We start from the raw sequence: 12,162 nt of genomic DNA, 5'->3' as shown, positions 1-12,162 counted from the left end.
CTTATGTCTGGTGGATCTCGTCGAATCCGGCGCCGTCTGAGTGCATGATCCACAGACGATTGATCTGCAGGCCCGGATTCCTCCGGTTGTAGTTGCCGACCTGATTACGCAGCACTTCGTTCAACTGGGCGTGCCCGATGTCGATGATGAAGTTCTCCTTGCGCGGCGACTCCGGATTCGCGATCGACGTTTCGACGGCCCGCTGAATCGCGTTGCGGATCGAACGATATTTAGCGCGTGTGGACTTCACCTCCGTGGGAAGACTGAAGTTGTTGCGCCACAGAAAGTCGCTCGTCGACGGTGTATTTCGGGTGATCGGATCCCATTGCGCCTTCGGAATCCACTGCATTGTTTCACCGCGCGCCTTGAACCGTTCGACGAACTCGATCTCGTGCTGGTACAGCGGCTCACCGGGAAAGAAGTCCGGCACAGCCGCGAGCTGACGCCGGGCGCGCTCCTCCTCAGGCCATTTCGGTAGGCCGTGCGGGTGCGCGTTGTTGTCGACGTGCAGCTTCGACTCCGGGGTCGGCGCGCTGAGTGGCGGCGCCCAGTCCTCGGCGCGGGTGTCGGTGTGCTCGTCGTCGGCGGCTTCGAGCTCGGCGATCTTCGCGTCGACGACCGCAGGATCGTCAGGTCCGAGACGCACGCCCTGCGGCACCACCTCGCCGATGCTGCCGTCCGGGCCCTGCAGCTCAGCCTGCACCTCGTCCATCTCCTGATAAATGAGGGAGCACCGGCACGAGATCACCTCCGACGCGACCCCCGACGACGGGTCTGCTGGGTAGAGCAGCTGCGCAATGCCGACGGTGAACCGTTCGGCGAGCTTCACGACCTGCCCGTCGGCGAGCCAGTGCGAGTGCCGGGTGCGGGTATCCGGCGTCGCGAGCCACCTCTTGTACAGGGTGATCCCGAGCTGCGACTCGGACGCGCGGGCCGCCTCGTACTGGCCGGCCTCCACAGCGCCTTGGGTATTCGATGTGACGATACCTTGCGGACCGGCGAAGTACCCTTCGACGGCGGTAAGATTGTAGACGTGGCCGTCAAACCGTCCGACATGTACGCGGACAACATCATCCAGCTCTACTCGTCCGGCTGGGGTGCGACCAGCATCGCCAGAGAGGTTGGGTGCAACAAGTCGACCGTCTACGACGTTCTTCGTGAGCGCAGGGTTCCCATTCGCAGCATGTCCGAGTCCAGGAAGCTCACCTCTCGCCGTCTCCCCGATGATCGACTCGGCCTCGACGACGAAGAACTCGTCCGCCTGTACATGTCCGGCGTATCGCAGAAGGCGCTCGCCGCGCGCTACGGGGTCAACAAGCGAGCCATCGCAACCCGACTGAACCGCGCGAGCGTCCCAATCCGGGACCTCAAGCAGGCTCACGCCGTACGGAACCGGGACATCACGACTGAACGAATGGCGCTCAGCCGCGGCAGCAACCGCTCGATGGTCGGATGGGGCGAGGTCGCTATCGAATCCGCCCTCGGTGAGCGCGGAGAATCGCCCAACCCGCAGCAACCAGTCGGGACGAAGAACGTCGACATAGCCATCGCGCCCGTCGCCGTGGAAGTCTGGCTCAGCAGTAGCTTCCCGTTCCGGGACAACTACTGCCGCGACCGCGTCGAATATCTGACCGATCGTGGGTGGAGTGTCCTGTACGTGCTCATCTCCCGCCGCACACGCCTTCTCGACGCTGATGCTGTGGCAGACCAAGCGGTCCGCTTCCGTCAGCTCACCCAGTCCCTTCCACCCGTCGATCGTGAGCACTGGGTGGTTCGGGGTTCCGGCGATCTTGCGGCCCGAGCACGTCTCGACCTCGATCCACTCCCCCTCGTAGTGCCGGCGGTAGACCGCGGTGATGTTGCCGCCCTCGATCGGAGTGTCGGCCGGTAGGCATTCGGTGCGGGCGATGCGGCGGGCCTTCCACTCCCAGTCCTGCAGGGACTCGTCGTGGTCGCGCCACAGCTGCGCCTTCTGCGTGAGGAGCTCGGCCCGGTCCGCGGGATCCGCGTCGGGATCGTCGAGGATGCGGTTGATCTCGTTGATCCGCGCGCGGTGCTCGCGGGTCTGCTTGTCGATGCCGAGCACGGCGCCGACGCGGTCCTGCACCTGCCCGATCGACTCGGCCTCGGACAGTGCCTCCTGCAGCTCGGGCCGGAGTTCCTCGAACGCGCCGTCGGGCCAGATGACGAGCCGGTCGTGCACGTCGGCCATATGCGCGGCCTCGTACGGTTGCGGGCTGACGGTGGCGGTCTTACGCACGGTGTTGAACGCCTCCCCGAACACTGCGGAGATCGACGGCGCGACGGCACCGTCCACCCACCGCAGCCACGTGCGGGCCGCGGCGGCGGCGCTGTCGAGGCGCCACAGGTGCTGGAAGAAACCGCCGGCGAGGATCTGCTCGCGGTTCGGCTGCTGCTCGGTGATCGCGGCGTAGACGGCGGTGCGCCACAGATCCATCCCGGCGAGGACGACCGCGGTGAGGTCGCGTTCGGCGGTGACCTTGTGGTTCCAGGCGGCGAAGCGGCGTTCCGCTGCTCTATCGGGCCGCATCGGCGGCCGCCAGCGCCTGATCGAGTCGGTTGCCGAGGTCGATGAGGGACGGTGTCCCGCGGGAGGTGAGCAGGCCGCGAGCGTAGGTGTCGACGGTGCGGATGATCTGGTCGACGTCGGGTCGGTCACGAAGCGCGGTGGCGAGATAGACCCAGGCTCCGTCGAGGAGCTGGGCGACGTCGCTGTCGACGATGACGGTGGCCCGGTACATGAGGTGCCGGGGCACGTTGAGGTGATGGGCGCGGCGGCCGAGCTTGCGGCGGCCCGCGGTCTCGAGCGCGCGGAGCAGCGCGGCGTAGCAGGCGGCGGCGAGCATCGACGGGGCCGGGCGGGTCACATCGCCCCCTCGGGTGGAGCCTGTTCGGGTTGGCCGGGCGCGGCGGGGTTCGGATCCCCGCCGGGGAGCGGACCGGGTTCCGGTGCGGCCGCGCCAGGTCCGGGCGGGCCGCTCGCGTCGCCTGCCGGAGCCCCGGGCACGGTCAGCTGGATGTCGGTGATCCCGAGGGCGGGCAGCAGCTGGTCCGCGAGGTCCGGACGCGCGGTGAGCAGCTGCATGAGGACCCGCTCCCGCTTCTCCTCGTCCGACGGTGCGTCGTCGTCGCCGAACCCGGACTCGCGGCGCAGCGTCTCGGCGGACACGGCGCCAGCCTGGTGCAGCGCCTGCGCGTCCTTCGATCGGTCCGGGCGCAGCTCGAGCGGGCTCACGTCGAACCACACGAGGTAGTCGCTCGGGTCGTCGACGAACGTGCCCTCGGCGGCGAGCGCCTCGAGGTACGGGCGGAGCCAGCTGTTCGTCAGCGAATGGCAGAGGGTCGCGACCATCGGCGCGATGACGAGGCGGACCTCGTTCTGATCGACGAGGAACCCGGTCCAGTGGTTCGCGCCGGACATGCCGAGCAGCGTCTCGGGTTCGGAGTCCATGCCGAGCGCGATGCGGCGGATCGCCTCGTCACGGAGGTCCTTCGCCTGCGCGTCGAAGGGCTGCGCGAAGCTGATGTGCTGGACCTTGCCGACGAGGTCGTCGCGGACCTTCACCATGAGCGGGACGATCGCGGAGGCGTCGTCGCGGTCGCCGATGGCGGTCATCATCGCTTCGAGGAGCGCCGTGTAGAAGTTGGTGTCCTCGGCGTCCTCGCCCTGGTCGTCGTCGACGGGGTCGCCGTTCTCGTCGACGCGCGGGGGCCGCTGCCCGGGGATCAGGCTGATCGACTCGGGGACGACGAGCATTCCGGCGCCGGCGAGCCGGGAGTCGATCTGCGCGGATACGTGCTGCCCGAGGCCGCGGAGCTCGCGGGCGACGGGCAGGACGGACCGGACGGGGCAGTCGGCCCACTGGAACACCTCGGGGTCGGGCGTCCATGACCGGATGAGGATTTCGGTCTCCTCGTCGACCTGGCGGGGCGTGCCGCTGCCGTCGTTGAGCTTCCAGTCGCCGCTCTTGCCGGTGACCTCCTTCACGGAGTAGGGCCGGAACGTCAGGCCCTCGTCGGGATCGGAGTCGGAGACGAGGATGTTGCTCTCTCCGTTGAAGATCATGTGCTGCACGTAGCGGCGGATCGACTGCGCGGTGTGGGCGCCGTCGCCGAACATGTCCCGCGAGAGGGCGACCAGCTCTGGGTTGTCGGCGGGTTCGGGGTCGCTGTCACTGTCGGTGGCGCGCTTGGCGATCATGAGGCGGGCCATGCTGGCGGCGCGGGCGACACGCTCCCCGCTGTAGCGGAGTTCGCCGACCTCGCGGAACAGGGCGAACGCCTCGGACTGCCACTTCCCGGCGGCGGGCCGCCGGTAGCCTTCCCCGCGGGCGCCGGTCATGGTGTGCGCGGCGGCGACCAGGCTGTGCGGCGTGGTTCCGGGTGACCCGTCGTCGAAGGTGAAGTAGCCGACGGAGGTGCCGTCTTGCCGGGTGATGGAGCGGGTCGCGTGCGTGCGCACCGGGCGGACGTACTGGTGCGCGGTGGATTCGGGGCGCCTACGCATCTCGGCCGCCCTCGATGAACGTGGAGGCCGCACCGTAGAGGTACGACGATGTGCCACCGGCCGCGACGATCAGGTAGGCCGCGGTGTGCCCGTAGAAGTAGGCGACGGTGAACAGGCCGCCGCCGACCCAGATGCTCATGCACCAAGCGCAGGTAACCAGGTACGCCAGGTCGTGGTTCGGGCCGAACCGGCGGATGATCATGGCGCGCAGGTGGCGGAGCAGGTAGTCGTCGGTGATCAGCCTCGTCACCCGGGCGACGAGTCCGAAGGTGAGCAGCAGCACGAGGGTTGACACACCAGCTCCTTGATCGAGGGACTAGTGCGATCATATCCGCGTTTCCCGGTATGGTTGGGACGCGGTTCTTGGGATGGGACAGCGCGCGGCCCCCGACCTCTCACAGGTCGGGGGCCGCGGTTCGTTCACTCAGTTACTGGCCCGGGCGCGCTCGTCCCGGATCACGCGGAGCGCGAGCCTGATGTGCCATTCGCGGATGTCGGCGCGCATCGCCGACCAGCCGCCGAGCGCGCGGTGCTCGCCCTCGGCCTCTGTCCGGGCGTACTCCTCGGCCCGCTTGCGGTCGGCGGCGTCCTGCTCGGCCTCGCGCTGTTCACGGTCCAGGCGATCTGCCTCGGAGCGGATCAGGTGGAGGAGCATCACCGCTGCGCGCTGCCCTTCAACGTCGCCGAGGCGATGAGCGAACGAGGTGAAGTGATTCAGCACCCGGGCGACCTGCCGCAGGTGTTCGGGGTTGCCCGGGTCCAGCGGGGCGGGAGCAGCGGCGGCACGGTCCTTCTCGGCCTCCCAGAGACCGCGCCAGTACCGCACCGCGTCCTGAGACTCGGCCAGTTTCCATCGCGCCTCGGCGAGTAGCCACGCCTCGACCTCGTGGCGCAGGTCCCACGCGCTCTCCGCCTGCAGGGCTTCCAGGCCCGCGGCCTCGGCCTCCTCCTGCGAGCGGAACACCAGCTTCCCGTCCGCGGTGAAGTGCGCCCACTGCCCAGGCAATCCGTGCGGACACCGCACCCATGTGCCGCCGTCGGGGTCGGTGCCACGCCAACCGGGCTGCGCGTCAATGGCGGGGTTCGGGGTGTTGTTCATGATCATGTCCTTCGTCTTGCGAGATGGGATGGCTAGTTGCTATCGGCCATCGCGACCAGAGGCGCGGTGCCGCGGTCCTCGTACGTCATCCACGCCTGCACAAGCGCAGGGTGCGAGCTGGCGATGGTCATGCGCTGCAGCGGGTCGGCGTGCCGGATCAGCTCGATGACCCGCCGCTGGTGATCCGACGGTGCCGGCCACCGTCCGGGCGGGCCGCCAAGGTGGGCGAGGATCAGCGCGGACGCCTCCGGTGCTTCCACGCCGTCAGTGATCGACTGCAGGTGTCCGAGGACCCGGGCGAGGTGCTTGAACGCGGTGAGGAGCTGCCCGGCGAGGCGGACGTCGAGAATCTGCCACACGTTGTCGTGCGTGACGGCGAGCTCACTGCCGATGGCGGCGCCAGCCTTCTGGCCACGGGCCTGCAGGTACAGCACGGTGTCGTTGACGTGGTCGACGATCTCCGACAGCTGGTCCGGAGAGAGTGTGCGCGGGGTCTGCTGTTCAGGCATCGTCGTCTCCTCGCTGCTCGAGGACGTCGAGGCCGGTGCGTGTGGGCCGGTCAGTGTTGGTGCCGACCGCGGCCCAGCCGCCGATGACGGCGGCGCACCAGAGAGCCGCGCCGAACAGGGCCAGGTTGATGACGGTCATCGCACACTCCGTCCCGGGCAGGCACTGTCGCTGTGGCCGCGGTGAACCATGAGCGCACCGTCGGGGTGAACGGGGATCCGCTGGCGGCAGGTCGGGCAGATCACCTGTACCCGCGGCGTCGTCGGGGCGGTCACCACGTGGCGTTCCGGATGCAGTTCGCGGTGCTGCCGCCAGGCGCCCAGTCCGACCAGATGAGGTCACCGGTGGTCACGTCGTACACACGGCACGACACGGCCCACCCGGACGCGGAGCGGATCGACGCACCGAACCGGTCGCCCGCGTGCACAGGCCCCTGGATGACGGTGGTCTGCCCGCACTCGACATGCGTGTAGCCCTTCGGCCATGTGATCGAGGCGCATCCGTCGGTGTTGAGGACGACGGCGACGGTGCCGCCGCGCGTGTAGTGGCCCGGGTCAGCGGTGGCGGCGGGCGAGACGCCGAGCAGCGGCGCGGCGAGCACGACGGTTGCCGTTGCGAGCGATGTGCGAGTCGACCAGTTCTTCATCGGTGGGTCCTTCGTCTTCGTCCTGGGATGGGTCTGCGGGTTCGGGGAGGCCGGCGCTGAGTTGCCGGATCTGTTCTCGGCGTTCTTCGAGTTCGACGGCTTGGAGTGCCCGTCGGCCGAGCGTCTCGGGGTCGAGAGGGTTGGTGTTCGTCACCTTCCTCAGTAAACTCGAATCGTGGAACTAATGCAACTAGTCCCTTGTTTATGGAGGTAGTCATGACCGTCCCAGTGCTGGCGTCGCCTGCGGACAAGCGGTACGAGCTGCGGCGGCTCGTCGAGGTCCTCGCCGAACATGGCCTGCCCCTCGCCGACATCCCCTCCCCCGCCGCCTTGGCGGCGCGACACGACCGGCTGTTCAAGATCTGCGAGCACACCAAGGTCATCGACGACGCGCTGGTGCGGCTGGTGGACGAGCCGGGCGGCCGGTTGATGGTGAAGATCGGACCGCAGCTCGGCAAGTCGACGCTGGTGTCGCGGTGGCTGCCGTTCTGGTGGCTGCTGCGCCGACCGTTGGACCGCGCGGTGCTCACGTCGTACGCGTCGAGCTTGGCGGCCGGGCACAGCGCGGCGTGCCGGGACATGATCGCGGACTTCGGCGCTGAGTACGGACTGTCGCTGTCGTCGACCGAGTCGAACCGCACCGACTGGACGTTGAACACCGGCGGCGGTCTGCGTGCCCGTGGTGTCCGCGGCGGCTTGGTTGGTAACCCCATGGACTTGGGGATCATCGACGATCCATTCGCGGACCGCGCGCAGGCGGATTCGCCGGTGTTCCGTGAGGCGGTGTGGGAGTGGTACTCGTCGGTGTTCATGTCTCGCCAGAGCCCCGATGCGCGGCAGGTCGTGATCATGACTCCGTGGCACCAGGACGACCTCGCGGGGCGCTTGTTGAAGCGGGACGGCCGGGTTGAGGACGGCGGCCTGTGGAACGTGGTGCATCTGCCGGCGATCGCAGTGGCGGAGGATCGGGAGCGCGGGTTCTACGCGGACCCGCTTGGTCGCGCGCCGGGTGAGCCGCTGACGCACCCGAAGATCCCTGCCGGGGACCGGGATGCCTTGATGCGGTTCTGGACGAAACGGCGGGCCGCGACCACCACAAAGGACTGGAATGCTCTGTATCAGGGGGTGCCTCACGATTCCGAGGGATCACTGCTCAGCGACTTGGATGTGCAGCGGGCGACAGTCCACGCGATCCCTGACCTCAAGCGGATCGCGGTGGCGGTGGACCCGTCGGGCGGCGGCCGCGATGACGCTGGGCTCGTCGCGGGAGGGCTGGGTGTGGACGGCCGGGTGTACCTGACGCACAACCGGACCGGTCGGATGACGTCCGATCGGTGGGCGACGGCGGCGTGCCTGCTGGCGGTGGATGTCGGCGCTGACCGGATCGTGGTGGAGAAGAACTTCGGCGGCGACATGGCGCGGCTGCTGATCCTGCAGGCGTGGGACAACCTGGTGCGCGATGGGAAGGCTGCGGGGCTGCCACCGATGATTCAGGAGGTGACGGCGCGCCGGTCCAAGGTGCTGCGGGCGGAACCGATCGCGCAGGCGATCAAGGGCCGTGACGGATCGGACGAGGGCGGCCGAGTCCGGTTCGGCGATGCGCACGAGCTGAAGCAACTGAAGGCGGAGTTCACGATGTGGGAGCCCGGGAGCACGTGGTCGCCGGGTGCGCTGGACGCGAGCGTGCACCTGGTGACGGAGCTGCTGCCGTCGCTGCCGGGTGGGGCGCGGATCGCGTCGCCGACGGGGATCCGGCGCGGTGAGGCCCGCGGTGGTGGTCCGCGGATCGAACGGCGCGCGTAGCGCGGATCGACTTGTCGGTGGCCGGTCGTACGGTCCAGGGCTATGGACGACGGTGAGCCGCAGCGGTGTGAACGGTGCTGGTATCCGTTCGGGCCGGGCCGGGTGATGCGAGGTTGGGACAATCTGCGTCAGCCGCCGTGCAGTCTGTGGCGGTGTGGGTGTTGCGGCCACGTGATGTACGCGTCGCCGGAGGACCCGGACGCCCGGCCGGTGTACCGGCGGGGGCTCTAGTCGATGGGCGGCGCGGTGAGGGCGTCCTTCGGGCGTTCGACGGTGCGCCACTGGAGGTGCAGCCGCTTTCCTGGTTCGTCGAGCTGCAGCGACCCGGCGTCGACGGTGCCGCCGATCTCGTACTTCGCCTCCGGATGCTGGTTCACGTATCGGAGGACCCCGCGGGTCAGTGCGGCATGGTCGATGATCCACGCGGTGGCGGTCATGAGTTCGGTGCCGCCGTTCACCAGGTCGGTGACCTGGACGTGGCGGTCGATGGCCTTGCTGGTCATGGGATCTCCTCTACGGTGCCGTCGACGACCGGGGGCTGCTGCTGCAGCTGCGCGAGGCGGTCGCGGATGGTGGCGATGTCGCGGTCGATCTGGTCACGGTGCGCGACGATCACGGTGTTGTTGACCTGCGCGGGGGTCTCTTCGACGCGGTACAGCTTGGCCTGCCGCTCGAGGAGCTTCACCGCGACCTCCATCGCGCGGATGCTGCCGCGGTCGACTTCCTTCCAGATGCGGGCGTACAGCCGTTCGCTGCGCTCGATGAGGATGTCGAGGGCACTGTCGCCGAGTTCGGCGCGACGCTCCGCGGCGGCTTGGGCTTCGGCGCGGACGTCGGAGTAGGCGACGGCGGGGCTGGTGCCGAGCTGTTCGCCGATCTCCCGGTAGGTCTTGCCGGTGCTGAACAGTTCGAGGGCTTGGGCGCGGCGGTCGCTGATGGCGAGTTCGCGGCGTTTCTGGTCGGGAGTCTGGCGTTTCGTCACCGGCGGCCTCCGTTCGGGTAGCGCGGCATGAAGTCGGTGCGCGGGCCGAAGAGTTCGTCGTGGTCGATGCGCAACCCGGCGACGAGGCCGACGTGCCGCCAGGGGTCGGCCATGCGGACGCACTCCTGGCAGGGTTCGGCCGGCGGCGGGTAGTCGCGGGCGACGGTGCGCTGGTCGTGTTCGGTCTTCCAGTCGAGCCAGGCGCGGGGGTCGAACAGCTCGGCGTGCGCGCGCCGCATCTGCCAGACCATCCAGTCGAGGTACCAGTGCGGGTAGACCGCGGTCTGCCAGCTCGGGAACTGCGGGCGTGGCGGCTCGGGTGGCCCGGTGAGCTGGTGCTGGCAGGCGGCGTACGTGCCGTCGCGCCACGCGGCGCCGCGGGAGACGGGCGGGGTGCGGTCGCAGGTCCAGGCGTCGTAGAGCCATCCCGGGATGCCGTGGAACATCTCCCAGAACCGGTCGGCTTGGTCGGCGGGGACGGTGAACTCGATGGTGTGGCTGCAGTCGGTGCGGATGGTGCGCGCGGGGTATTCGCTGGCGAGCGTGTCGAAGTGGGCGTCGAGGCGGCCCTCGGCGTGGTACCAGGTGCGGCCGTGGTCGCCGGAGAACTGGATGGACGGTTCAGGTTCGGGCATGGCGTAGTTCCTCCAGTGCGCGGGCGGTGTCGAAGGCGTAGGCGTGGGTGCCGAGGATCAGAAGCGCGGTGCGGACCCACGGCCGGTAGGTGCTGAGGTACGCGCGGCCGTCACGGACCGATAGCCACCAGGCGCCCCAGGGTCCGTCGTAGAGCCGCGCGTCGGGGAGGAGCCCTGCGGGTGGTTCGTGCCGGTGGTCACTCATGGCCGGTGGTGTCCTCTCCTCGGTCGGCGGCGCGGTCGTGGGCGGCGAGCAGGAGGCGGTAGGTGTGGTGGAGGATCGCGCCGCGGTGGGGCCGGACCTGCCGCTTGGCCTCCGCCCAGCAGGCGGCGCACTCGATGACGGTCACGCGGGCCTCCACTCGTAATGCAGCTCGTGGCACCACAGCACCTCCAGGCGGTCGCCGCGCCGCGCGCGGGCGCGGACGTCGGCCTCGTCACGCGCTTCGGCCCAGACCGCACCGTCGGGCGCGACCGCGCGCACCGGGCCGGCGCGGTACCAGCCGACGCCGCCGTCGCGCAGCTCCCGCACTTCGGTGATGAGCGCGAGGATCACGTCCTCCCGCGAGTACAGCGGGCCGACGTCGACGTGCACGGCGCCGTCGTGGATGGTCTCGTCGCCCTCGGGGGTCCAGCGGGACAGGAGCTCCAGCAGTTCGTCGAGGGTGTTCGTCGTGCTGTCGTACGTGGCGTGCACGGCCTCCTCGATCGCGTCGAGCGTGCCCGGATCGACCGGGAAGGGCGGGAGCGCGGTCACCGGGTACCTCCCGGTACACCTGTGGCGCGCACGGTTCCGGCGTCATCTGCGGGTATCATGGACGGGTGCCTCCGTGGTCGAATGTTGCTGCTGAGCAGCGTGAATGCGTGATGTGCGGCGTCCCCTTCGAGTCGAAGCGGCCCGCGAAGTACTGCTCGGACCTGTGTCGCGGTCGCGGTCGCCCGCTGCGAGCTGCGGGGCGTTCTCCCACTCGTCGCGCATCGACTGCTCGACCTCGTCGGCTGCCCACCGCAGGCCCGTCGGGGTGCCGTGCTCGCCGCAGCAGTCCTCGTGCACCTGCGCATCGACGACGGTGGCCTCGGCACGGATCTCGGCAGCGAGGCGGTCGAGTTCGTCGCCGGTGACGACGACGATGCGCATTCCGTCGGGGGTGAGGACTGTGCGCTCCTGTTCCATCCCACCGGCGAGCACGCGCGCGCCGTCGAGGAGGTTCTGCTCCCACACCTTCAGGAGGTGGGTGTCGTCGTCCATGTACTCGCTGAGCGTCCAGCCCTTCCCGCCCTGGTCGAGGAACCACTTCGAGCCGTCGGTGGCGGTGTGCTCCAGCGGGTAGCAGTCGGGAGCGGGGAACCCGTACCGCTCGGTGGCGGCGTCGGTGGTCATCGTGCGGTACCAGCCCGGCGAGTGCACGGGGCGCCTCGCTTCGGCGAGTTCGAGTTGCGCTTCGGCGAGCTCGCGGTGGAGGCGCTTCCGTTCCTGGTTGAGCCGGTCGACGATGAGCCACGCTGTCTGACGCTGGGCGCCGGGGTGCGCGAGGTAGTCGCGGGCGGTCTGGTCGAGCTCGTCGAGCGGCGGTTCGGGTGTGGTCACGGGGGTCTCCTGGGGGTCGGTGGCGATGGCGAGGACGTCGGCGAGCGGTTCGTCCACGAGGTCGCCGAGGGTGGGCGGTATGTGCTTGATCTGTGCGCTGGTGCTGGCGGGTGCGCGGACGATGACGGGCACGGTGACGGAGTCGAGCAGCGCGCCGAGGTCGTCACGCTTCCGCCGCCTCGGCGCGTTCCCAGGTGCCGGGAGCCCAGACGGCGTGGACGACGCCGGACTGTCCGTCGGCGTCGGTGTAGACGCTGAGGTTGCCCTGCTGGTCGACTTCGATGGTGTCGCACAGCGGGTACAGGACGGCGACGCGGGCTTCGACGCTGTTCACGCTCGGGTGGACGGTGACGACGGTGCGGGTGTCGGGCATG

Annotated in this window: 17 protein-coding genes; 1 reads left to right on the top strand and 16 read right to left on the bottom strand. The window is 69.3% G+C overall.

Features of this window, described 5'->3' with window-relative positions; genetic code table 11:
* Position 1 precedes the first annotated feature (1 nt).
* The 8 genes from AXK61_RS02650 to AXK61_RS02620 all read right to left on the bottom strand — a co-directional run bounded on the left by AXK61_RS02650 (position 2) and on the right by AXK61_RS02620 (position 6,780).
* Positions 2–2,458: a phage minor head protein gene (locus tag AXK61_RS02650; protein WP_197466730.1), complete on the bottom strand. Its 2,457-nt coding sequence runs from the start codon at positions 2,456–2,458 to the stop codon at positions 2–4.
* A gap of 79 nt (positions 2,459–2,537) precedes the next feature.
* Positions 2,538–2,888, bottom strand: a complete 351-nt coding sequence (locus AXK61_RS02645; protein ID WP_068743671.1) for a hypothetical protein — start codon at positions 2,886–2,888, stop codon at positions 2,538–2,540.
* Entirely contained in the window at positions 2,885–4,528 is a 1,644-nt protein-coding gene (locus AXK61_RS02640; protein WP_068743670.1) for a hypothetical protein, read from the bottom strand. Before AXK61_RS02640 ends, AXK61_RS02645 begins: the two co-directional genes overlap by 4 nt.
* Entirely contained in the window at positions 4,521–4,823 is a 303-nt protein-coding gene (locus AXK61_RS02635) for a DUF1360 domain-containing protein (protein ID WP_068743669.1), read from the bottom strand. Before AXK61_RS02635 ends, AXK61_RS02640 begins: the two co-directional genes overlap by 8 nt.
* Before the next feature lie 129 nt (positions 4,824–4,952).
* Positions 4,953–5,627 carry a hypothetical protein gene (locus AXK61_RS02630; protein ID WP_156485532.1) on the bottom strand — a complete coding sequence of 225 codons (675 nt, stop codon included), beginning with the start codon at positions 5,625–5,627 and terminating at the stop codon, positions 4,953–4,955.
* 32 nt (positions 5,628–5,659) lie between these two features.
* Positions 5,660–6,136 carry a hypothetical protein gene (locus tag AXK61_RS02625; protein ID WP_068743667.1) on the bottom strand — a complete coding sequence of 159 codons (477 nt, stop codon included), beginning with the start codon at positions 6,134–6,136 and terminating at the stop codon, positions 5,660–5,662.
* Positions 6,129–6,275, bottom strand: a complete 147-nt coding sequence (locus AXK61_RS24720) for a hypothetical protein (protein WP_156485531.1) — start codon at positions 6,273–6,275, stop codon at positions 6,129–6,131. Before AXK61_RS24720 ends, AXK61_RS02625 begins: the two co-directional genes overlap by 8 nt.
* Before the next feature lie 130 nt (positions 6,276–6,405).
* Positions 6,406–6,780, bottom strand: a complete 375-nt coding sequence (locus AXK61_RS02620) for a hypothetical protein (RefSeq protein ID WP_156485530.1) — start codon at positions 6,778–6,780, stop codon at positions 6,406–6,408.
* Between the two features lie 216 nt (positions 6,781–6,996).
* Here AXK61_RS02620 and AXK61_RS02610 point away from each other — a divergent pair, with 216 nt between their 5' ends.
* The gene (locus AXK61_RS02610) at positions 6,997–8,583 is read left to right on the top strand and encodes a terminase large subunit domain-containing protein (protein WP_068743664.1); all 1,587 of its coding nucleotides are present in this window, start codon (positions 6,997–6,999) and stop codon (positions 8,581–8,583) included.
* A gap of 227 nt (positions 8,584–8,810) precedes the next feature.
* Here the strand turns inward: AXK61_RS02610 and AXK61_RS02605 are convergent, their stop codons facing one another.
* The 8 genes from AXK61_RS02605 to AXK61_RS02575 are packed head-to-tail and all read right to left on the bottom strand — an operon-like array spanning position 8,811 to position 12,161.
* A complete protein-coding gene (locus tag AXK61_RS02605; protein WP_068743662.1) occupies positions 8,811–9,086 on the bottom strand; it encodes a hypothetical protein in 276 nt (91 codons plus the stop codon).
* Positions 9,083–9,565, bottom strand: coding sequence for a hypothetical protein (locus tag AXK61_RS02600; RefSeq protein WP_068743661.1), 483 nt, complete (start codon positions 9,563–9,565; stop codon positions 9,083–9,085). The genes AXK61_RS02605 and AXK61_RS02600 overlap by 4 nt, the downstream gene beginning before the upstream one ends.
* Positions 9,562–10,200: a hypothetical protein gene (locus tag AXK61_RS02595; RefSeq protein ID WP_068743659.1), complete on the bottom strand. Its 639-nt coding sequence runs from the start codon at positions 10,198–10,200 to the stop codon at positions 9,562–9,564. The genes AXK61_RS02600 and AXK61_RS02595 overlap by 4 nt, the downstream gene beginning before the upstream one ends.
* Entirely contained in the window at positions 10,187–10,405 is a 219-nt protein-coding gene (locus tag AXK61_RS02590) for a hypothetical protein (RefSeq protein WP_068743658.1), read from the bottom strand. The genes AXK61_RS02595 and AXK61_RS02590 overlap by 14 nt, the downstream gene beginning before the upstream one ends.
* Complete coding sequence (locus tag AXK61_RS24715; protein ID WP_156485528.1) at positions 10,398–10,550, bottom strand: hypothetical protein; 153 nt, start codon at positions 10,548–10,550, stop codon at positions 10,398–10,400. The genes AXK61_RS02590 and AXK61_RS24715 overlap by 8 nt, the downstream gene beginning before the upstream one ends.
* Positions 10,547–10,957, bottom strand: a complete 411-nt coding sequence (locus AXK61_RS02585; RefSeq protein ID WP_068743656.1) for a hypothetical protein — start codon at positions 10,955–10,957, stop codon at positions 10,547–10,549. The genes AXK61_RS24715 and AXK61_RS02585 overlap by 4 nt, the downstream gene beginning before the upstream one ends.
* A gap of 42 nt (positions 10,958–10,999) precedes the next feature.
* Positions 11,000–11,920, bottom strand: coding sequence for a hypothetical protein (locus AXK61_RS02580; RefSeq protein ID WP_068743654.1), 921 nt, complete (start codon positions 11,918–11,920; stop codon positions 11,000–11,002).
* A gap of 31 nt (positions 11,921–11,951) precedes the next feature.
* A complete protein-coding gene (locus AXK61_RS02575; protein WP_068743652.1) occupies positions 11,952–12,161 on the bottom strand; it encodes a hypothetical protein in 210 nt (69 codons plus the stop codon).
* Position 12,162: the final 1 nt, after the last annotated feature.

It is taken from the genome of Tsukamurella pseudospumae (assembly GCF_001575205.1).
GTDB lineage: Bacteria > Actinomycetota > Actinomycetes > Mycobacteriales > Mycobacteriaceae > Tsukamurella > Tsukamurella pseudospumae.
This window is presented reverse-complemented; position numbering and strand designations above follow the sequence as displayed.